This is a genomic window from Faecalibacterium sp. Marseille-Q3530 (assembly GCF_017377625.1).
GTDB classification, from domain to species: Bacteria; Bacillota; Clostridia; order Oscillospirales; family Ruminococcaceae; genus Faecalibacterium; species Faecalibacterium prausnitzii_E.
In genome coordinates this window covers 1-20,839 of record NZ_JAFREH010000018.1, presented here as the reverse complement: position 1 = coordinate 20,839, position 20,839 = coordinate 1, and the positions used below count along the sequence as shown (strand labels likewise).

Sequence of the window (20,839 nt, the reverse complement as noted above, 5' to 3'; positions counted from 1 at the left end):
TGCGATGCCTGAGCGGGCTTTTTATTGCAAGGCCCTGATCAGCCCCTCGGCGGCCAGCTGTCCGGCGTACAGGGCTTCGTTGAGGTTGTTGCCATGGCCGCCCACCTCGATGAGCAGGCTTCCGGTGGTGAGGTCCTGATTGTAAAAGCGGTAGCTGAACAGCACAGGCCGGGTGAGGCCGGGGAATGTCCCCTCCATCGCCCGCTCCCATGCGGCGGCGAAGCGGAGGTTCTGGCGGTAGTTAGGCAGAGAGATGCTGCTGCCGTTGTCACACCCGCAGATGATCATGACCTGAGCCGCCTGCTGGCCGTTCACGGTGCAGACCGGGGCCATCCGGGAGCCGTTCTCGGTCTCGATGGCGTCGCGGTGGACATCGAGCACCACCTTGATGCTGGGGTATTGGGCTAAGTACTGCTGCACCACAGCGCGGCTGTTGGCGTAGCTGCCGGTGTAGCTGGGGTAGTCGTTCAGGGTCTCGTCATGGAGGGTGTTCAGCCCGGCGGCATTGAGGGTGTCGGCCATGACGCGGCCCACGGCGCACATGTTATAGTTCCGGTCGGTGGTGCGGGAGCCGTCGCCGGGGCGGAACCACAGCCCGGCCGAGAGGCGGTAGTCCTCGGTGGCGTGAGTGTGCATGATGAGAACCTGCGGCTCCGGGCTGTTCCACTCCACCGCAAAGGGGAGCGGAGCTTCGACCTCGGCCGCGATCTCCGCCGCCGGGACACGGGTGTTGTTCTTGATGCTGCCCGCCCCACAGGCCACGTATTTTTCGCCGCTGCCCTGCGGATAGGTCTTTTCGAGGACAGTGCCTGCGTCTTCGGGCCGGGCGTCGTCGCCTTCCAGCGGGACGAGGTAGGAGCGGTCTGCGGCGGCGGGCAGAGATCCCGGAGCGGGTTCGAGGACTTCGGGCGGAAGCGCTTCTGCCGCAGATCCGCCGCTCTGCGCGGAGGCGGCCTGCTTCCGGCTGAGAGAAAGGGCCGTCTGCGCGGCGGGCAGCGGCCCGATGATGAGCGCCGCCAGACTGAGCACCAGCCCATGGGCAAAAACGGTCAGCGCCAGCATCAGCGCCGCCGCCCCGGCCAGACTGAGCACCGGCCCGGCCCCGAAATCTCCCTGCCTGCGGCGCATGGCGGACACCTCCTTCCCTCTTGATAGGGTATGAAAATATCCTATGGGGATAGAACAATCCATACCGGAATGCCAAGGCCTCAGCTCGTCAGCCAGCCCAGCTGGGCAATGCTCAGGCGGGGCTGCAAAGCACGGTTGATGGCCGCGGCCAGCAGGGCGGCCCCGTGGGCGATGACGCTGTCCAGCTCGCGAGGGGTCACTACAAGGTCGCTGCCCTCCTCGGCCTGCATCAGGGTCGGGATGCCTGCCGCTACGACCGGCACCCCCAGCCGGGCAGCATCCAGATGGCGGCTGTGGCCGGGCTGGGCCGGGAACAGCCCGGTGTCCGAGAATTGCAGGGTCCGGCCCAGCCGCTCCGGCTCGGAAGAGCAGAGGCTGTCCACGCAGAGCAGGGCAGCGGGGCGGATCTCCCGCACCAGTGCCCCGGCCAGCTGCTGCAAACTCAGCCCGGTGGCAGCCGACACGCCCGGTGCCACTGCCGCCACCGGCCGGATGCCCTGCACCGGGATGGCATGCTGCCCCATCGTGACGAAAATTTTCTGTACAGTCCGGGGGCCGAGGGCATCGGAGGTCACCCGCCGGTTCCCGACGCCCAGCACCAGCACCGGCCCTGCCGGAGGCAGCAGGGCCTGCAGCTCTGCCGCAGCCGGTTCGATGATTGCTTCGTCCCGCTCGTCCAGCAGGCTGACGCGGGGCACTTCCAGCGTCACGTACCGCCCGCGGGGGCGCTCCAGCCCTTCGCGTGCGATCTCCACCCGCGTCACGGTCACGCCGCCGCGCCTGGCTGTGGCCACCCGCACACCGGTGGGCGGCGCACTGCCCGGTGCCCGGAACAGCTCATCGGCAAGGTCTGTTTCCCGCATGATTCATCCCGCTTTCCCATCTGAAATTTGCATTTGGGGCCGTTTTGGCCCGGTTTTACAGTTTCAGTATGGGATTTTGAAAACTTTTCTAAACAAAAATCGAAAAAAGGCTTGCGCTGGTACGGCAAATATGGTATCATAAGGTGCGCTGTTATAGGTAGCCAAGGAGGTGGAACGAATGCCTAACATCAAATCTCAGAAGGACCGCGTCGTGCAGGCTGCAGCTGAGCAGGCTCACAACAAGGCCATTAAGACCAACCTGAAAACAGTCGTCAAGAAGGCAGACGCTGCCATCGATGCTAAAGCCGCTGACAAGGACGCAACTGTCCTGGCTGCTGTTTCCGCGATCGACAAGGCTCGCGCTAAGGGTGTCATCAAGAAGAACACTGCTTCTCGCAAGATCAGCCGTATGGCAAAGCGTGCAAACAAGAACGCTTGAGTTCATGCCTGATCGAGTGATCGACTGACGAACAAAACCTCTGTGCCGGTTTCCGGTGCGGGGGTTTTTGTTTTTTGCATCCTACCACCCGCCGGGCGCGAACCGGCGCGAAGCAGCGCCGCTTTTGATTGCGGGCTAGTTCTGGTCGTGGCTCCGGCCGACCCAGGAGCAGACCACGCCGCAGACGAGGCTGGTGGTGATGCCGGCGGCAGCGGCGGTGAGCCCGCCGGTGAGGATGCCGATGGCCCCCTCCTCCTGCAATGCGGTGCGGACGCCTTTGGCCAGCAGGTGGCCGAAGCCCAGCAGCGGTACGGTGGCCCCGCACCCGGCCAGCTCGGCCAGCGGGGCGTACCAGCCGAGGGCCGACAGCACGACTCCCGCGACGACATAGCCCGTCAGGATGCGGGCGGGGGTCAGGCCGGTCAGGTCGATGAGGATCTGCCCGGCGGCGCAGATGCCGCCCCCGATGACGAAAGCCCAGAGATAGTTCATGATGCGGCTCCTTTCTCCGGCGCTGTCAGCTCCACCAGATGGGCGACGGCCGGGATGCTCTCCTTTTGCAGAAAGGTGGTCTGGCTCATCAAGGCTCCGGTGGCGAGGAAGAGCACCCGCTTCTGGGTGCCGCGCTCCAGCCGGGGCAGGATGTGGGCGCAGAGCACCGCCGCGCAGCAGCCCGCACCGGAGCCGCCGCTCTTCACGGCCTGCTCGTTGGCATCGTAGAGGATGCAGCCGCAGTCCACATGGTTCTTGATGAGCAGGCCCTCGGCGGCCAGCAGTTCCCGGAAGAGCTGGCTGCCCACATGGCCCAGGTCGCCGGTGTAGATGGCATCGAAATCCGGCGGCTCTGCATGGGTGTCCCGCAGGTAGTGCAGCAGAGTCGCGCTAGCGGCGGGAGCCATGGCTGCGCCCATGTTGTTGATGTCCCGGATCTGATAGTCCTGCACCCGCCCGAAGGTCACGGCCCGGATGCCGACCCCCTGCCCGGCGGGGCGCAGCAGACAGGCCCCGGCGGCGGTGGCCGTCCACTGGGCGGTCGGGGTGCGGACGGCTCCATAGCTCAGCGGGGTGCGAAACTGGCGTTCGGCGGTGCAGAAATGACTGGACGCCATGGCCAGCAGGCCGTCGGCCAGCCCGGCCGAGCAGAGCGCAGCCCCCAGCCCCAGCGCTTCGGCCATGGTGCTGCAGGCCCCGAACAGCCCCGCATAGGGGATGCCCAGCGTCCGCATGGCGTAATTGGAGGCCGTGCACTGGGCCTGCAGGTCTCCGGCCAGAGCCAGACTGACCTCTTTTTCGGTGGTCTGCGCTTTTTTCAGGCAGAGCCGCGCCGCCCGCAGCTGCAGCTGGGTCTCGGCGGCTTCCCAGCCGGACTGGCCGAACCGGTTGTCGGCGCTCAGCGCATCGAAGCCCGCCGCAAGGGGGCCTTCCCCCTCTTTTTTGCCGCCCACCGCCGCATGGGCCGCGATGACGGGCGGAGTCTGGAAGATCAGGGTGTCGCCGCGCCGGGTCGCCATGAAAAATTCCTCCTTTCAGGGATGTTTTTTTGCGAATTTTGTGGTATACTGGAAAATTGCCGGAAGAGTGCAATCTTTGCGCCCGGCAAAGCGTATGGTAAGTGAGAGGGATCAGCCGCCCAGCAGCCAGAGCACCCCGCCGTACAGCACCGCAGCCAGTGTGCCGTACACGATGACCGGCCCGGCGATGGTGAACATCTTGGCCCCGGTGCCCAGCACACGGCCCTCGGTCTTGAACTCGATGGCCGCGCTGACCACGGCGTTGGCGAAGCCCGTGATGGGCACCAGCGACCCGGCCCCCGCGCGGGCGGCGAGCTTCTGGTAAAGGCCCAGCGTTGTCAGCACCGCTGAGAGGGCGATGAGGGTGCAGCTGGTCAGGGTACCGGCAAGGTCGGCTTCGAGCCCCAGACCCAGATACCACTGGCGGAGCACCTCGCCCAGCAGGCAGATGCCGCCGCCCACGCCGAAAGCCCACAGGCAGTCGGTGCCCAGCGGCGAATGCGGGCCTGCCCGCTGCACCCGCCGCGCATATTCCTGCGCTGTCAGTTTCATGCAGAACACCTCCGGGGATAGGATGTCCCCGGCCCGGAGAGAATATACAAGGAGAAGCCTTATGAATCAACGACCTGTGAACCAATCGCACCGCCGCATGACCCGCGCCGAAGTGCGCCGCCGCCGTCGCAGCCGCGCCATCCGCCGGGTGGCCGGGCTGACCGTCGCCGTCTGCCTGTTCGTGGGCGGGCTGACCGTCGCCGTCTCCCTGTTCATGGGCGGGGCTGCGTTCCTGCTCAACCGCCACGCCCCGGTGCTTTCCGCCAGCGCGGCCAGCGCCCCGGCGGAGGATGCGGAGAACAGCCTGCTTCCGGCAGCATCCAACACGGTGGAGGAGACCAATGGCAATGCTCTGGGCCTGACCGCAGACGAGGCCGCTGCCATGCTGGCCGACCCGCTGATGGTGCTGGTGAACCACACCAACAAGATGCCGGACGACTATACCTTTGAGACCAAAGAGTGCGGCTCGAAGACCGCTGTGAACAAGACGCTGCAGACCGTGGCCTGCGATGCCTTTCTGGAGATGCAAAAAGCCGCTGCCGCCGAAAATGTGACCATCTGGATGCAGAGCGGTTACCGCAGCGTCAAGTACCAGACCGGTCTGTACGAGCGGAAGACGAAATACTACACCGACCAGGGCTACGACCTGGCCACGGCCAAGGAAAAGGCGGCGGCGGTCGTCAACCCGCCGGGCTATTCGGAGCACAACTGCGGTCTGGCCGCAGACCTGAACAGCCCGGAGTACACCGGCCTGGACGAGGGTTTTGAGAACACCACGGCCTTCCGCTGGCTGTGCGAGCATGCGGCAGATTACGGCTTCATCCTGCGCTACCCCAAGGGGGCCGAGGCCCAGACCGAGATCACCTACGAGCCCTGGCACTGGCGCTATGTGGGCGTGGAAAATGCCCGGAAGATCAGTGCCAGCGGCCTGTGCTTCGAGGACTACATCGCCCAGCTGCACACCCTTGCGGGCTGAGCGGAAAAGCGCTGGCAAAGACCGGTGAAGAAACCGTAAAAATTTGCGCGAACCTTTGCATTTCCGGCAAGGGTATGGTAAGATAGCAATGGCCCGGCCAGCCGCGCCGGAAGGCACAGCGCCGGGCCTGAGTGTAATGAATGCAAAAGAAGGAATAATCTATGAAGATCCGTTCAAAACTGATACTGTCCGCTGTGGCTGCCACGCTGGGCTGCGCTCTGCTCGCAGGCTGCGGCGGCGCGGCTTCCTCTTCCACGGCGTCCTCGGCAAGCCCGGCGGCGTCCTCGGTGGTGCTATCCCAGGCGGAGAGCGCCCTGCCCGACGACGGCACCAACAGCCCCGATGCGCTGGCCGACGAGGTGGATGCGCTGCTGGAAGCCAACCCCATCTCCAACCAGTTCGAGATCGCTGCCATGAACATCGAGTACGATTTCGGCCTGAAGGCGGAGGATGTGGCCAGCTATAAGGGCGTGAAGAGCAACGACAACGGCGACGCCGGTCTGGTGCTGGTCATCGAGCCGGCAGAGGGCAAGGCCGAAGAGATCGTGGAGGCCCTGAAGGCCTACCAGCAGGACCAGGTGGCCTTCTACGGCAACTATGCCGAGTTTGCTGCGGCACAGGCCAATGTGGAAAATGCCGTCATCGCCAACAGCGCCGACCGCGTGGTGATGGTCATTGCCTCCAACGCGTGCACGGAAGACCTGACCGACGCCGTCAACGGCGTTCTGCTCAAGTAACAACGATCATCGTGGGCCGGTGCCTTGGCGGCATCGGCCCTTTTTCAAAGGAGGAACACCTTGGTTTTCAGCACCATCCTTTTTCTGTTCCGGTTTCTCCCCATCACGCTGGCGCTCTATTACCTTGCGCCCGCCAAACTCAAGAACACCGTGCTCTTTGTGTGCAGTCTGGTGTTCTACTGCTGGGGCGAAGTCCGGTTTTTCCCGGTCATGCTGGCCCTCATCCTCATCAACTACCTCTGCGGCCTGGGGCTGGAACGCATGGAGGACAAGCCCGCCGCCCGCACGGCGCTGCTGCTGGTGGCTCTGGCGGGGAGCCTGGGGATGCTGTTCTATTTTAAGTATGCGAACTTCGTCCTCTCCAGCCTGAACAGCCTGTTCGGCACCCAGTTCGCGGCCATTCAGGGCATCAGCACCCTGCCGCTGGGCATCAGCTTCTACACCTTCCAGACCCTTTCCTACACCATTGATGTCTACCGCCGGGATGTGAAGACCGAGCATAACATCATTGATTTTGGTGCCTATGTGGTCATGTTCCCGCAGCTCATCGCAGGCCCCATCGTCAAATATCGCGATGTCTCGGCTCAGCTGCATGTCTACGAACACCGTTACAGCCTCCGGCAGATCGAGGAGGGCATGACCCTGTTCACCTTCGGTCTGGCGAAGAAAGTCCTGCTGGCGGATGCCGTGGGCGCGCTCTGGACCGACATCATCGGCATCCAGAACAGTCCCTCCACCACCTATGTGGGTCTGGGCAATGCCTCCACGGCGCTGGTCTGGCTGGGCGTCATCGCCTATTCCTTGCAGCTGTATTTCGACTTTTCCGGCTATTCCATGATGGCCATCGGCATGGGCAAGATGCTGGGCTTTGATTTCCCGCAGAACTTCAACTACCCCTATATCTCGCGCTCCATCACGGAATTCTGGCGGCGCTGGCACATGACCCTGTCCGGCTGGTTCCGGGAGTATGTCTATATCCCGCTGGGCGGCAACCGCAAGGGCCTCAAGCGGCAGATCTTCAACCTCTTCGTCGTGGAGCTGCTCACCGGCATCTGGCATGGTGCGGACTGGAACTTCATCTGTTGGGGTCTGTACTACTTCATCCTGCTGGCCGTCGAGAAGCTGTTCCTGCTGAAATACCTTGAAAAAGGCAAAGTCTGGCCGCATGTCTACACCCTCTTCCTCGTGGTGGTGGGCTGGGCCATGTTCGTGGGCAACGACTGGGGCGTCGGGTTCAACTACCTGTTCTATAAGCTCTTCGTGCCTGCGGGCGGTGTGTCGCCGGTGTATTTCCTGCGGAATTACGGTGTGCTGCTGGCGGTGTCGGTGGTCTGCTGCACCCCGCTCATCGAAAAAATCTGGGACCTGCTGAAGAAGCGCACCGCAACGCGGGTGGCCACGGTGCTGGTGCTGCTGGTGCTCTCCACGGCCTATGTCGTGGGCAGCACGAACAGCCCGTTCCTGTATTTCAATTTCTGAGGAGGACGTAAAGCATGGATCCGAAAAAGCGTGTTTCCTCCCTGAAGCAGTACCCGGTGCTGGCGGCCTTCACCCTGTTCTTCGCGGCGCTGTTCGTGCTGGACCTGGTGACGCCGGACCGCGCCTACAGCGAGCTGGAAAACACTACCCTCACCCAGCGGCCCAAACTGACGGCCGTGTCGGTGGATGGACTGAACAATTATTTTACGAACTATACCAAGTATGTGAAGGATCAGGTCTTCGGGCGGGACCAGTGGATCAGCCTGCAGAGCCTGGCCGAGACGACCCTGTTCCAGAAGACCCAGAGCGGCGGCATCCTGCTGGGGCGGGAGCACCGGATGTTTGCCCGTCGCTACCGCGTTCTGCCCACCGAAGAGCGGGTCTGGAACAAGAATCTGGCGGCGGTGCAGTCGCTGGGCGAGCGTTACCCCGGCAAGGTGAGCTTCATGCTCGTGCCGTCGGCCTCCGTGCTCTATCCGGAAGACCTGCCCCTCGCTGCGCCCCAGATGGACGAGGAAGGGCGGATCGACGAAGCGCAGGCAGCGCTCCCGGCGGTGCAGTTTCTCCGCGTCACCGATGCGCTGCGGGCGCACAAGGACGAGTATCTGTACTATCGCACCGACCACCACTGGACGACGCTGGGGGCTTACTACGCCTACGAGCAGTTCTGCGAAGCGCAGGGCCTGACGCCCTTTGACCGCAGTGCGCATCCTGTGGAGACGGCGGAAAACTTCTACGGCACCCACTACTCCAAGGCGCGCACCTGGAATGCCGAGCCGGACACCATCACCTGGTATGATCTGCAGAATCGGCTCACCATCTGGAACGTCACTGCGCCGGGCCAGCCCACCGAGGGCACACAGACCGGCCTGTACGATACGGGCAAGCTGGACGTTTACGACAAGTACGCCATGTTCCTCCACGGCAACAACGGCCTGAGCCGGGTGGAGGGCGACGGCACCGGCAAGATCCTCGTCATCAAGGACAGCTACGCCAACAGCTTCGTGCCGTATCTGACGGCAAACTATGCGGCCATCGACGTGGTGGACTTCCGCAATTACAACTACGGTCTGGACCAGCTCATCGCAGACAACGACTACGACGCCATCCTGGTGTTGTACAGCTATTCCAGCTTTACCAGCGACCCGTATCTCTACCGTGCGGGCGTGGCAGGCTGAGCTGTAAAAAAACGCAGTCCTTTTTCACAAACTTTTCGCGAAGTTTTCATGCGACTTTCCGATTTTTCATAGTTTTGCACAGAATCTATTGCAGAAAATCGACAGACGTAGTAAAATGAGCGTACAAAGAGTGAGTGAGGAATGCAGCAGGGTTGCTGTATGCGGCGGAGGAACAGAAACCGTCGAAATGAGGGAAAATTAGGAATGAAGAACGAACTGAAGATGCCCGCACACTGCGCCGTGGTGTCGGAAGATGAGATGACTTATGTTGAGGGCGGCAGCTATCTGGATGCGCTCTCGACGGCGGCAACGGTCGTAGGAGCCGTAGTGCTGGGTGCCAGCTATGTCTGGGGCATCGGAACGGCCCGCAGCTGGCTGAACCAGAAAGAGAACCGCAAGGGCAATGTCTTTACGGTGATCGGCCGTGCGCTGGATGATATCGGCGAGGACATGAGCCAGAGCCCGTCCAACTTCCTGCGGGATGTGGTCTCCACCGCTGCGGTGGTGGGTCTGGCCCCGGTCAGCGTGGTGCTGATGCTCATCTGAGCAGACAGTCCCGGATGCCTCTTGGAACCCCTTAGCATTTGTTTGGAAACCTGCAGTGCAGCGAATGCACTGCTTGGGATATTATTGCTTTTTCAAAGGAGTGTTATTATGGAAAACAAGATGAAGATGCCCGCGAACTACAACGTCATGAACGAAGAGGAAATGACCTATACGCAGGGCGGCAGCGCTTTTGGTGCTGTTTCTGCTCTGGCTGGCACTGCATTCAGCATCTGGGGCCTGTACAACTACTACAAGGGCATGGTCGCTACCCGCAACTATGTCGCAGCGCACAAGGGCCAGGATACCGCAGCTCTGCTGGAGGGCGGCATGAACACCTATGTGAACTACCTGCAGAAGGATCTGATCAGCGCATTCAAGGGCATCTGCGCTGGTTCGGCTGCTGTCGGCCTGTGGCCCATCACCGCTCTGGTCATCATCACTGCCTAAAACATTGAGGCCAGACAGCCCGGAGTACTCCAAAGAACAATGAAAAGCGGCGGCTCTCCCCAACCGGGGCGGGCCGCCGCTTTTTGTTGTGTTTTGTGACCCGGTTACGGAAGCGGGGCGGCATTTGGGGTATACTAAGACCATCGAACAACAAACACACCCGCAGGAGGTAGAAGATATGGAACCCATTACGATCACGACCGAAAACTTTGACGCCGAGGTGCTGCACAGCGAAAAGCCGGTGCTGCTGGACTTCTGGGCCAGCTGGTGCGGCCCCTGCCGGATGCTCTCGCCCATCGTGGACGAGGTGGCCGAGGAGCGCAGCGACGTCAAGGTGGGCAAGGTCAATGTGGACGAGCAGCCGGACCTCGCCGCTCAGTTCGGCGTCATGAGCATCCCCACGCTGCTGGTCTTCCAGAACGGCAGGCTCGTCAATCAGGCGGTCGGTGCCCGCCCGAAGAGCGGTGTGCTGGCCCTGCTGGATTGCTGAGTCGGCCCCCCGAAGAATCGCGTTTTGCCCTGCTGTGCGCATCCTGCGCCCGGCGGGGCATTTTTGCGCTTTGGGGAGCGGTGCGTTTGCGGAACGCATCATCTGATTTGCCGGTACGATGAAACAATTTCGCGTTTCTGTACAAACGCACAGAAAAACGGTAAGATAAAAGAGAAAAGTTTGATACTTTCGTACTTTACAACTTTATCAAGATAAAGTAAAATAAATTCAAGAACGATTTCGCAGAGCAAATGGCGCGGACGGTGCCGCGCACAGGGCGGGAAAGAGGAAAGGGAAACCAGAATGGGATTTGATCTGTCGGATCTGCAGCCGAAGGAGCGGGCCTCCTTTGCGCTGCGGGCACTGTATGAGGCGGCGGGCTGCCGCAAATACCACATGGGCCGCTTTGAGGAATACGGTCTGTATCAGGAGAACCGGAGCTTTCTGTCGTCGGAACAGGTCATCACCTTCACCGACCTGGACGGACGGTTGCTGGCGCTCAAGCCGGACGTGACCCTCTCCATTGCCAAGACGGCCCAGCCCGCCCCCGGCGAGACGCTGAAATACTACTACCACGAGAACGTCTACCGCCCCTCGGCAGAGAGCCACACCTTCAAGGAGATCGCGCAGATGGGCCTGGAGATGCTGGGAGCCGTGGGCGAAGCGCAGGTGCAGCAGGCAGTCGGGCTGGCGGCAAAATCGCTGGAACAGCTGGGCGCGGCCTGGGTGCTGGAGCTGAGCCACATGGGGTATCTGTTCGGTCTGCTGGATGCGCTGGCAGTGCCCGAAACGGCCCGCCCCGCCCTGCTGGACCTGCTGCGCGAGAAGAACGCCCACGAGCTGCGGGCCGCCGCAAAGGCCGCCGGGCTGGACGATGCCGGGGCCGATACGCTGTGTGCGCTGCTGACCCTCTGCGGCGGCTGCGAAGAGACGCTGGCCCGCGCCGAGGCCTTCTGCAAAAACGACCGGATGCGGGCCGCTGCCGCCGAGCTGCGGGCGCTGACGCGCTCTCTGAGCGCCGGGGGCGGGAGCGTCCGGCTGGACCTCTCGCTGACGGGCGAGATGGAGTATTACAACGGGCTGGTCTTTCAGGGTTATTTGCAGGGCCTGCCCCGCCCGCTGCTCAAGGGCGGACGCTACGACCTGCTGATGCAGAAATTCACCCCCGGCGCGGACGCCATCGGGTTTGCGGTCTATCTGGATGAGCTGGACCGCCTGAGCGCCCCGCTGCCGCCGGTCCAGCAGCAGAAGACCGACCGGGTGATGCTGAATGTGGCTCTGCCGAAAGGCCGTCTGGGCGATAAGGTCTATGGCCTGCTGGCCCGCATCGGCTACGGCTGCGCCGAGGACTACAATGCCACCCGGAAGCTGGTGGTCGAGAACCCCGAAGCGGGCATCCGGTATTTCCTCGTCAAGCCCAGCGATGTGGCCATCTATGTCGAGCACGGCGCGGCGGATGTGGGCATCGTGGGAAAGGACATCCTCACCGAAGCCTCCGCCGACGTGTATGAGCTGCTGGACACCGGCCTCGGCAGATGCCGGATGTGCGTGGCAGCGCCGAACGACTATCAGGACGACCCCAGCCGCCCGGTGCGGGTCGCTACCAAATTCGTGAACATCGCCAAGAACTACTATGCGTCCATCGGGCGGGACATTGATATCATCAAGCTGAACGGTTCCATTGAGCTGGCCCCCATCCTGGGCCTTTCGGATGTCATCGTGGACATCGTGGAGACCGGCACGACCCTGCGGGAGAACGGCCTGAAGGTCGTGACCGAATTTCTGCCCATCTCGGCCCGGTTCATCGCCAACAAGGCCAGCTACCAGTTCAAACACCGGGAAGTGGACCGAATGCTCGAACAACTGCGGGAGACCTTACAGGAGGCTGCAAAATGATCAAGCTGTACCAATTTGACGAACTGAAACCGGAAGAGATCTTGAACCGGGACATCCGCGCCGAAAAGAATGTGGAGGATGTCGTGGACGGCATCCTTGCCGACGTCCGCGCCCGCGGCGATGCGGCCCTGAAGGAATACGCCCTGAAATTCGATGGCGCGTCCATCGAAGAATTGCAGGTGACCCAGGCGGAGATCGACGAGGCCTTCGCGAACATGGACCCCTATTTCCTGGAAACGCTGAAGGAGGCCGCTGCCAACATCGAGGCCTTCCACCGCCAGCAGGTGCACAAGAATTTTGTGATGAACGACAAGCCCGGCGTGGTGCTGGGCCAGAAATACACCCCCATCGAAAAGGCAGGCGTCTATGTGCCCGGCGGTACGGCTGCTTATCCTTCTACGGTGCTGATGGACGTCATCCCGGCCAAGGTGGCCGGGGTGTCGGAGATCGTTATGACCACCCCCGCCGGAAAGGACGGCAGGGTGAACCCGGTCATCCTGGCCGCTGCCGCTACGGCGGGCGTGACGAAGATCTTCAAGACCGGCGGCGCACAGGCGGGGGCAGCGCTGGCCTACGGCACCGAGAGCATCCCGGCCGTGGATAAGATCGTCGGCCCCGGCAATATCTACGTGGCCACGGCCAAGCGGAAGGTCTTCGGCAAGGTGGGCATCGACATGATCGCCGGCCCCAGCGAGATCCTGGTGCTGGCAGACGGCGGGTGTGACCCGGCCTGGGTGGCGGCAGACCTGCTGAGCCAGGCCGAGCACGACAAGCTGGCCAGCCCCGTCCTCGTGACCGACAGCGAAGCGCTGGCCAAAGCCGTGCAGGCAGAGCTGGAAGTCCAGATCCCCCAGCTGCCCCGTGCCGCCATCGCCCGCGCCAGCGTGGACGACAACGGCAAGATCATCGTCTGCACCGACCTGCACAAGGCTATTGAGGCCTGCAACATCATTGCGCCGGAACATCTGGAAGTCTGCGTGGAAGACCCCTTCGGCGTGCTGAACGAGATCAAGAATGCGGGAAGCATCTTCCTGGGCCGGAACGTCCCGGAGGCACTGGGCGATTACTTCGCCGGCCCGAACCACACCCTGCCCACCAGCGGCACGGCCCGCTTTTCCAGCCCGCTGGGCGTGGACGACTTCGTCAAGAAGTCCAGCTTCCTCTATTACACCCGCGATGCGCTGGAGGCAGTGGCCCCCCGCATCGCCGATTTTGCCGAGCGCGAGGGCCTGCACGCCCACGCCAGAAGCGTGACGATCCGGTACGAATAAATGGGAAGGCGTTTTCCCCTCTCCGTCATTGCTTCGCAATGCCACCTCCCCCAAAGTGGGAGGTTGAAAAGCTCTCCCTTTGGGAGAGCTGGACGCGAAGCGGCCTGAGAGGGTGAGGACGCTGACAAGGAGATAAAGCGTATGAGTAGATTCCTTTCACCGAGGCTGGATACGGTGACCCCCTACACCCCCGGCGAGCAGCCGCAGGATCAGCAGTACATCAAGCTGAACACCAACGAAAGCCCCTATCCGCCCTCCCCGGCGGTGCTGGAGGCCGTGAGCCGTGCCGAGGTGGAAAAGCTGCGGCTCTACTCCGACCCGGCCTGTGCCGAGCTGCTGAACGCAGCAGCAAAGCACTTCGGGCTGCAGCCGGACCAGATCATGCCCGGCAACGGCAGCGATGAGAACCTGTTTTTCGCGCTGCGGGCCTTCTGCGACGAGGAACACCCGCTGGCCTATGCGGACATCACCTACGGCTGCTACGGCGTCTGGTGCGGGCTGATGCACATCCCCAGCCGGATCATCCCGCTGCGGGAGGACTTCACGCTGGACCCTGCCGACTATTACGGCCTGAACACCACCATCGTGCTGGCCAACCCCAACGCCCCCACCGGTCTGGCCCTGCCCCGCAGCGCCATCGAGGGCATCCTGCAGGCCAATCCCGACCATGTGGTCATCGTGGACGAAGCGTATGTGGACTTCGGCGGGGAGAGCTGTGTGCCCCTCATCGACCGGTACGAGAACCTGCTGGTGGTGCAGACCTTCTCGAAGTCCCGCCAGCTGGCCGGTGCCCGGCTGGGTCTGGCCATGGGCAACGCGAAGATCATCGCCGACCTGAACCGGGTCAAGTTCAGCCTGAACCCCTACAACATCAACCGCCTGACCCTGAAAGCCGGGCAGGCCGCGCTGGAAGATACCGCCTACTTCGACACCACCCGCGCCGCCATCGTCGAGACGCGCAGCTGGACCCGGCAGCAGCTGGAAGCACGCGGCTTCACGGTGCTGGACAGCCGGTCGAACTTCCTGTTCGTCCGTACGGCACGGCAGGACGGCGGCACTCTGTACCGAAAACTGAAGGAAAACGGTGTGCTGGTGCGGCATTTCGATGCACCGCGCATCCACAGCTGGCTGCGCATCACCATCGGCACACCGGCCCAGATGCAGGCGCTGCTGGCCGCACTGGACAAGATACTGGAGGACTGACCCATGCGGGAAGTGAGTTTGGAACGCAACACCAACGAGACGCAGATCGAATTGACCCTCAATCTGGACGGCGCAGGCCGGTATCAGGTGGACACCGGCTGCGGGTTTCTGAACCACATGCTGGAGCTGTTTGCGCGGCATGGCCGGTTCGACCTGGTGCTTACCTGCCACGGCGACGTGGAGGTGGACTACCACCACACCGCCGAGGACATCGGCATCGCACTGGGGCAGGCGTTTGCCAAGGCGCTGGGCGATATGCGGGGCATCTGCCGCTATGGCAGCTTCTATCTGCCCATGGATGAGGCACTGGTGCTCTGCGCCGTGGACCTGTCCGGTCGGTGCACCCTGAACTGGGATGTCCGCTGCAAGACCGAAAAGGTCGGCGATTTTGATGTGGAGTGCGCCTCAGAGTTCTGGCTGGGCTTTGCCCGGAACGTGCCCGCCACGGTCCACTTCGTCCAGTTTGCGGGCGAGAACACCCACCACATCCTCGAAGCCTGCTTCAAGGGCGCAGGTCACGCGCTGGCTGCAGCGGTCAAGATCGACGCCGCCCACCGGGACGAGATCCCCTCCACGAAAGGACTGCTGGTATGATCGCGATCATTGATTATGGGGTGGGCAACCTGTTCAGCCTGAAGTCGAGCCTGGCCCATCTGGGGCAGGAGGCCGTCGTTACCGCCGACCCGGCGGTCATCCGCGCGGCCGACCGGCTCATCCTGCCCGGTGTGGGGGCGTTCGGCGACGCCATGGCCAAGCTGGAAGCCACCGGCCTGGTGCCCGTCCTCCGGGAAGAAGCCACCAAAAAGCCGCTGCTGGGCATCTGCCTGGGGATGCAGCTGCTGTTTGAAAAAAGCTATGAGTACGGCGAACACGCGGGCCTGGGCTTTGTGAAAGGCGAGGTCTGCCCGCTGGAACCCGACCTTGCAGACCGGACGCTGAAGGTGCCGCAGATCGGCTGGAACGCGCTGCACATCGTCCGGGACGACCCGCTGTTCCGCTACATCCGCGCGGGCGAATACGTCTACTACGTGCACAGCTACTACGGCACGAACTGTGCGGAGAGTACGCTGGCGGTGAGCGACTATTCCATCCCCGTCACCGGCGTGGTCCGTGCGGGCCGGGTGTATGGAACGCAGTTCCACCCCGAAAAGAGCGGAGACACCGGCCTGCGCATCCTGAAAGCCTTCAGTGAATTGTGAACGGCCCAACCCTCTCCGTCATCGCTTACGCGATGCCACCTCCCCCGAAGTGGGAGGTTAAAAAGCTCCCCCTTTGGGGGAGCTGGCGTGAAGCGCCTGAGAGGGGGAAGCCAGTTAAAGGAGATCTATAATGCAATTATTTCCAGCCATTGATCTACGGGACGGAAAGGTCGTCCGCCTGACGCAGGGCGACTACGACCGGATGACCGTCTACGGCGAAGACCCCTGTGCCCAGGCGCGGAAGTTCCTGGAAGCCGGGGCAAAAAATCTCCATGTCGTGGATCTGGACGGTGCCAAGGACGGCACCCTTTCCAACTACGAGGCCATCGCCGCGCTGGCAAAACAGGGCGGCCTGTACATTGAAGTCGGCGGCGGCATCCGCACCGAAGAGCGGATCGAGACGTATCTGTCGCTCGGCGTGGGCCGCTGCATCCTGGGCAGCGTGGCCGTGACCGATTTCGACTTCACGGCCCGGATGCTGAAACGGTACGGCGACCGGATCGCCGTGGGCGTGGACGCGAAGGATGGATACGTTGCCATCCATGGCTGGAAGGAGGTCAGTACCGAACAGGGCGTGGACTTCTGCAAGCGGCTGGCTGAGGCGGGCTGCCGGGCCATCATCTACACCGACATTGCCTGTGACGGCGCGATGCAGGGCACGAATCTGGCCCTCTACCGGCAGTTGCAGGCCGAAGTGCCCGGCGTGGCCTTCACGGCCAGCGGCGGCATCTCGTCGGAAGCCGAGCTGGAAGAGCTGGACCGGATGGGCGTGGCGGCGGCCATCCTGGGCAAGAGCCTGTACACCGGTGCGCTGGACCTGAAACGCTGCGCTGCGCGGGTGCAGCGCTGAACCGGAAGGGAGCAGAACATGATAACGAAACGCATCATTCCCTGCCTGGACGTGCGGAATGGCCGGGTGGTCAAGGGCACGAACTTTGAGGGTATCCGGGATGTGGCCGACCCTGTGGAAATGGCACAGCTCTACAACGCCGCCGGGGCCGATGAACTGGTGTTCTACGACATCACGGCCAGCTTTGAGGGCCGCGCCCTCTTCACCGATATCCTCACCCAGGTGGCGAGCGAGATCTTCATCCCGCTGACCGTGGGCGGTGGCATCCACACGCTGGAAGATTTTGACCGGGTGCTCAAGTGCGGGGCCGACAAGGTCAGCGTCAACTCCGGTGCGCTGCAGGACCCCGGTCTGATCCCGGCGGCCGCTCAGCGCTACGGCGACCAGTGCGTCGTCCTCTCCGCCGACGTCAAGCGGGTGAACGGCCAGTTCCGCGTCTTTGCCAAGGGCGGGCGCGAGGACACCGGCCGCGATGCGCTGGACTGGATCGCCTGGTGCACCGAGCACGGGGCCGGGGAGGTCTGCCTGAACAGCATCGACACCGACGGTGTGCGGAACGGCTTTGACCTCGAAATGCTGGACGCCGTGGCCGCGCGGGTGCATGTGCCCATCATCGCCAGCGGCGGCGCAGGCAGAAAAGAAGATTTTCTGGAACTGTTCCACCACAAGGGCATCGACGCGGGCCTTGCGGCGGGCATCTTCCACCAGAAACTGCTCTCCATTGCCGACCTGAAAGCCTACCTGAACGAAAATGGCATCGAAATGCGGGTCTAAGCTCTTGCGTTTCGGCCCCATTTAGGATAAACTGTAAGTATCCCCTTTTGAGGGGGAGGAGAACTACGATGGAATTGAAATTTGATGAAAAGGGCCTCATTCCTGCCATCGTGCAGGACCACTACACCAAAGAGGTGCTCACCCTTGCCTACATGAACGCCGAGACGCTGGCACTGACCATCGCCGAGGGGCGGACCGTGTTCTGGAGCCGCAGCCGCCAGGAGATCTGGCGCAAGGGCGACACCAGCGGCAATGTCCAGCATGTGGTGTCCATCACCGCCGACTGTGACAACGACGCGCTGGTGGTGGAGGTGGTCAAGGACGGCCCCGCCTGCCACACCGGTGCCGAGAGCTGCTTCTTCCACGAAGTGTATCTCTCGCCGGAACTCAAGCAGTTCAGCTGGCAGGGGCTTTATGCGCTCATCAAAGGCCGCAAGACCGACCCCCAGGAGGGCAGCTACACCACCTACCTGTTCGAAAAGGGCAAGGAGAAGATCCTGAAAAAAGTGGGCGAAGAGTGCACCGAGGTCATCATTGCAGGCGAAAAGGAAGACCGCGCCGAGACCATCTACGAGATCAGCGACCTGGCATACCATGTGCTGGTGCTGATGGTCCAGGCAGGCATCACGGTGGAGGACATCACCCGTGAGCTTGAAAAACGACATGTCATCGACCACAAGGTCAAACAGGAAAGGATGCAGTGAGTTTCTATGGCAGATTACAGGAAGTCCAGCGTGCATTGCCACTCGACAATGTGCGACGGCAGAAATACGTTGCAGGAGATGGCCAGCGCCGCTTGTGCGCAGGGTCTGACTACACTGGGCTTCTCCGGCCATAGCTACACCCAGCGCGACCGCGAATACTGCATGAGCCCCAGCCGCACCGCGCAGTACAAGGCCACCATCGCCAAGCTCAAGGCGGAGTACCGGGGCAAGGTGGACATCCTCTGCGGCATCGAGTGGGACGTGCTGAGTGAGGATAAGCCCGAAAACTACGATTACTGGATCGGCGCCGCGCATCATCTGTACGGCAAGAACACCGGCCGGTATTACGAGATCGACTTCCGCCCGCAGGACCTGCACGACTGCATCTTCGATGACTTCGACGGCGACCCGCTGGCCGCAGTCGAGGCCTACTATGCCGAGGTGGCGAAGGTGGCGGCCAAAGGCCCGGACATCCTGGCCCACATCGACCTCATCAAGAAGCTGAACGGCGAGGGCGAGTTCTTCGACGAGGAGTCTCCCCGCTACAAGGCCGCTGCCCTCAAGGCGCTGGCCGTGGCCAAAGAGCATAACTGCCGCCTAGAAGTGAACACCGGCGGCGTCTACCGCGGCTACCGCAAGGATTTCTACCCCGGTGCCTGGCTGCTGGGCGAGTGGCAGAAGATGGGCGGCAGGGTCATCATCACGGCCGATGCCCACGACACGGCCAGCCTGACCTTCGACTTTGACGAAGCAGCCGCTGCCCTCCGGGCCGCAGGCTTCACCCAGGTGGATGTGCTCACCGTCAACGGCTTCGAAGCACAGGAACTGTAACGGTATCATCAGAATGGCCCTCTCTGTCCCAGACGGAGAGGGTCATTTTCCGGTCTGATAGGAGGAACTGCATGACCCAAACCGCAAAAAGATCCCCATTTACGATGAACGTAGACCTGATGCACGGCCCCATTTTCAAGAGCCTGGTCGTCTTCATGCTGCCCATCTTCGTCTCGAACCTGTTCCAGCAGCTCTACAACACGGTGGACACCATGATCGTGGGCAATGTGCTGGGCGACACGGCGCTGGCCGCCATTGGCTCCTGCGGCTCGATCTACGAGCTTCTGGTAGGCTTTGGCCTCGGCATCGGCAACGGCCTTGCCATCGTCGCAGCGCGCTCCTACGGGGCGCAGGATCACGATCTGCTCAAGAAGACGGTGGCAGGCTCCCTTGTCATCGGCCTTATTGCCTCGCTCTGCATCACGCTGGCCGGTGCGGTGGGCCTGCGCCCGCTGCTGGTGCTGCTGGACACCCCGGCGGAGATCCTCGAAGACGCCTACCGGTACATCATCGTCATCAACTACGGCGTCCTCGTCATGTTCGCTTACAACCTCTGTGCCGGTCTGCTCCGCGCCATCGGCAACAGCTTCATGCCGCTGGTCTTCCTGCTCCTCTCGTCGGGCCTGAACATCCTGCTGGATCTGCTCTTCATCGCCCGGATGGGGATGGGGGTGCAGGGCGCAGCGGTGGCTACGGTCATCTCCCAGGGCGTGTCGGTCCTGCTCTGCATCGCGTATGTGTTCGCCAAAGTCAAGCTGCTTCTCCCGGAGAAAAAACACTTCCAGGTCGGTCGGCATCTGTACTGGGAGCTGTTCAGCCAGAGCATCTGCATGGGCCTGATGAGCAGCATCGTCTCGGCGGGCTCGGTCGTTTTGCAGTATGGCATCAATGGGCTGGGCACACTGGTCATCGCCGGGCACACCGCCGCCCGCAAGATGTTCATGTTCACCGATATGCCGCTGCTGAGCATGGCGTCGGCGGGTTCGACCTTTGTTTCCCAGAACTGCGGCGCGGGCCAGCCGGGCCGCGTCCGCAAGGGGATGAAGGAGATCTACCTCTACTCGGTCGTCATGACCGTAGCTGCGGTTCTATTGATGCGGGTGGCAGCGCCGTGGATGGTGGCCTTCGTCTCCGGCTCCAGTGAGCCCATCGTGCTTGAAAACGGTGCCCGCTACCTGCTCTGGAACGCACCGTTCTACGCGGTGCTGGGCATCCTGCTCTCCACCCGCTACGCCCTGCAGAGCCTTGGCAACAAGGTGCTGCCGCTCTTCTCCAGCGTCATCGAGCTGGTGGGCAAGGTCGTCTTCGTCGTGCTGTTCATCCCGAAGTTCGGGTACGATGCGGTCATCCTCTGTGAGCCCATCATCTGGTGCGTCATGGCAGCCTACCTCGTGGCCGTCTATCGGCACGACCCCTTCGTCTTCCCGAAACAGGAAAAGCGCTGAACGGCAGCGCACAAACCGAAAACAGACGCAGAGAAGCATGATTTGAGGAAAAATCGCATGGGATTTTATCAAACTGTTATCCTTCTGTGAATTTTAGCACTCTGCTATTGACAGTGCTAAAAACATGTGCTATAACAGGGCCGTGCTCAGGAGGAAGGGCAAACGGAGAGCCGCAAGGCGCTCCGGAAAGCCTTTCCGAGTGGACGCTTCAGATTTTTTGCCCCGACCCGAACGCCGGGATTGGAGGAATGATTTATGCTTATGCCGACTGTTTTCCATGAAAACCTGTTCGATGATTTCTTCGATCCGTTCTGGAATGA

The 20,839-nt window shown here is 62.2% G+C and carries 24 protein-coding genes; 18 read left to right on the top strand and 6 right to left on the bottom strand.

The window, feature by feature from the left end; genetic code table 11:
- Positions 1-21: 21 nt before the first annotated feature.
- Both spoIIP and gpr read right to left on the bottom strand, forming a co-directional pair.
- Positions 22-1,128 (bottom strand): stage II sporulation protein P, encoded by a 1,107-nt coding sequence (gene spoIIP, locus J3350_RS12440; protein WP_207686839.1) that lies wholly within the window; start codon positions 1,126-1,128, stop codon positions 22-24.
- Between the two features lie 80 nt (positions 1,129-1,208).
- Positions 1,209-1,991 carry a GPR endopeptidase gene (gene gpr, locus J3350_RS12435; RefSeq protein ID WP_207686838.1) on the bottom strand — a complete coding sequence of 261 codons (783 nt, stop codon included), beginning with the start codon at positions 1,989-1,991 and terminating at the stop codon, positions 1,209-1,211.
- 178 nt (positions 1,992-2,169) lie between these two features.
- On the opposite strand from gpr, the gene rpsT reads away from it, so the two are divergent.
- Complete coding sequence (rpsT, locus tag J3350_RS12430) at positions 2,170-2,430, top strand: 30S ribosomal protein S20 (RefSeq protein WP_005929709.1); 261 nt, start codon at positions 2,170-2,172, stop codon at positions 2,428-2,430.
- A gap of 135 nt (positions 2,431-2,565) precedes the next feature.
- Here the strand turns inward: rpsT and J3350_RS12425 are convergent, their stop codons facing one another.
- From J3350_RS12425 to J3350_RS12415, 3 genes are all read right to left on the bottom strand, one after another.
- Entirely contained in the window at positions 2,566-2,922 is a 357-nt protein-coding gene (locus J3350_RS12425) for a SpoVA/SpoVAEb family sporulation membrane protein (RefSeq protein WP_097791808.1), read from the bottom strand.
- Entirely contained in the window at positions 2,919-3,941 is a 1,023-nt protein-coding gene (locus J3350_RS12420) for a stage V sporulation protein AD (RefSeq protein WP_207686837.1), read from the bottom strand. Before J3350_RS12420 ends, J3350_RS12425 begins: the two co-directional genes overlap by 4 nt.
- 111 nt (positions 3,942-4,052) lie before the next feature.
- Positions 4,053-4,493 (bottom strand): SpoVA/SpoVAEb family sporulation membrane protein, encoded by a 441-nt coding sequence (locus J3350_RS12415; RefSeq protein ID WP_097791806.1) that lies wholly within the window; start codon positions 4,491-4,493, stop codon positions 4,053-4,055.
- A 61-nt stretch (positions 4,494-4,554) separates the two neighbouring features.
- On the opposite strand from J3350_RS12415, the gene J3350_RS12410 reads away from it, so the two are divergent.
- The 17 genes from J3350_RS12410 (at position 4,555) to J3350_RS12330 (ending at position 20,519) form a co-directional block, all read left to right on the top strand.
- Positions 4,555-5,469: a M15 family metallopeptidase gene (locus tag J3350_RS12410; protein ID WP_207686836.1), complete on the top strand. Its 915-nt coding sequence runs from the start codon at positions 4,555-4,557 to the stop codon at positions 5,467-5,469.
- A gap of 161 nt (positions 5,470-5,630) precedes the next feature.
- Complete coding sequence (locus tag J3350_RS12405) at positions 5,631-6,206, top strand: DUF4358 domain-containing protein (protein ID WP_118553688.1); 576 nt, start codon at positions 5,631-5,633, stop codon at positions 6,204-6,206.
- Positions 6,207-6,266: 60 nt separating this feature from the next.
- A complete protein-coding gene (locus J3350_RS12400; RefSeq protein WP_097791803.1) occupies positions 6,267-7,685 on the top strand; it encodes an MBOAT family protein in 1,419 nt (472 codons plus the stop codon).
- Between the two features lie 14 nt (positions 7,686-7,699).
- Positions 7,700-8,863: a DHHW family protein gene (locus tag J3350_RS12395; RefSeq protein ID WP_207686835.1), complete on the top strand. Its 1,164-nt coding sequence runs from the start codon at positions 7,700-7,702 to the stop codon at positions 8,861-8,863.
- Positions 8,864-9,067: 204 nt separating this feature from the next.
- Positions 9,068-9,409 carry a hypothetical protein gene (locus tag J3350_RS12390; protein WP_097791801.1) on the top strand — a complete coding sequence of 114 codons (342 nt, stop codon included), beginning with the start codon at positions 9,068-9,070 and terminating at the stop codon, positions 9,407-9,409.
- A gap of 108 nt (positions 9,410-9,517) precedes the next feature.
- Positions 9,518-9,856 (top strand): hypothetical protein, encoded by a 339-nt coding sequence (locus tag J3350_RS12385; protein ID WP_097791800.1) that lies wholly within the window; start codon positions 9,518-9,520, stop codon positions 9,854-9,856.
- Between the two features lie 178 nt (positions 9,857-10,034).
- Positions 10,035-10,346 (top strand): thioredoxin, encoded by a 312-nt coding sequence (trxA, locus tag J3350_RS12380; protein WP_207686834.1) that lies wholly within the window; start codon positions 10,035-10,037, stop codon positions 10,344-10,346.
- 303 nt (positions 10,347-10,649) lie between these two features.
- Positions 10,650-12,242: an ATP phosphoribosyltransferase gene (gene hisG / locus J3350_RS12375; RefSeq protein WP_207686833.1), complete on the top strand. Its 1,593-nt coding sequence runs from the start codon at positions 10,650-10,652 to the stop codon at positions 12,240-12,242.
- Positions 12,239-13,513, top strand: a complete 1,275-nt coding sequence (hisD, locus tag J3350_RS12370) for a histidinol dehydrogenase (protein ID WP_207686832.1) — start codon at positions 12,239-12,241, stop codon at positions 13,511-13,513. The genes hisG and hisD overlap by 4 nt, the downstream gene beginning before the upstream one ends.
- 141 nt (positions 13,514-13,654) lie before the next feature.
- Positions 13,655-14,716: a histidinol-phosphate transaminase gene (gene hisC / locus J3350_RS12365; protein WP_207686831.1), complete on the top strand. Its 1,062-nt coding sequence runs from the start codon at positions 13,655-13,657 to the stop codon at positions 14,714-14,716.
- 3 nt (positions 14,717-14,719) lie between these two features.
- Positions 14,720-15,310: an imidazoleglycerol-phosphate dehydratase HisB gene (gene hisB / locus J3350_RS12360; RefSeq protein WP_097791795.1), complete on the top strand. Its 591-nt coding sequence runs from the start codon at positions 14,720-14,722 to the stop codon at positions 15,308-15,310.
- Positions 15,307-15,915 (top strand): imidazole glycerol phosphate synthase subunit HisH, encoded by a 609-nt coding sequence (hisH, locus tag J3350_RS12355; RefSeq protein WP_207686830.1) that lies wholly within the window; start codon positions 15,307-15,309, stop codon positions 15,913-15,915. Before hisB ends, hisH begins: the two co-directional genes overlap by 4 nt.
- Before the next feature lie 130 nt (positions 15,916-16,045).
- Positions 16,046-16,765 carry a 1-(5-phosphoribosyl)-5-[(5-phosphoribosylamino)methylideneamino]imidazole-4-carboxamide isomerase gene (gene hisA, locus J3350_RS12350; RefSeq protein ID WP_097791793.1) on the top strand — a complete coding sequence of 240 codons (720 nt, stop codon included), beginning with the start codon at positions 16,046-16,048 and terminating at the stop codon, positions 16,763-16,765.
- Between the two features lie 18 nt (positions 16,766-16,783).
- On the top strand, positions 16,784-17,539 hold the full coding sequence (gene hisF, locus J3350_RS12345; protein ID WP_207686829.1) for an imidazole glycerol phosphate synthase subunit HisF: 756 nt from the start codon (positions 16,784-16,786) through the stop codon (positions 17,537-17,539).
- Positions 17,540-17,607: 68 nt separating this feature from the next.
- Positions 17,608-18,243 carry a bifunctional phosphoribosyl-AMP cyclohydrolase/phosphoribosyl-ATP diphosphatase HisIE gene (gene hisIE, locus J3350_RS12340; protein WP_097791791.1) on the top strand — a complete coding sequence of 212 codons (636 nt, stop codon included), beginning with the start codon at positions 17,608-17,610 and terminating at the stop codon, positions 18,241-18,243.
- A gap of 6 nt (positions 18,244-18,249) precedes the next feature.
- Positions 18,250-19,074: a PHP domain-containing protein gene (locus J3350_RS12335; RefSeq protein WP_207686828.1), complete on the top strand. Its 825-nt coding sequence runs from the start codon at positions 18,250-18,252 to the stop codon at positions 19,072-19,074.
- Between the two features lie 71 nt (positions 19,075-19,145).
- Positions 19,146-20,519, top strand: a complete 1,374-nt coding sequence (locus J3350_RS12330; protein ID WP_207686827.1) for an MATE family efflux transporter — start codon at positions 19,146-19,148, stop codon at positions 20,517-20,519.
- A gap of 129 nt (positions 20,520-20,648) precedes the next feature.
- Here the strand turns inward: J3350_RS12330 and J3350_RS12325 are convergent.
- On the bottom strand, positions 20,649-20,839 hold a 191-nt coding region (locus J3350_RS12325), incomplete at its 5' end, for a hypothetical protein (protein ID WP_207686826.1).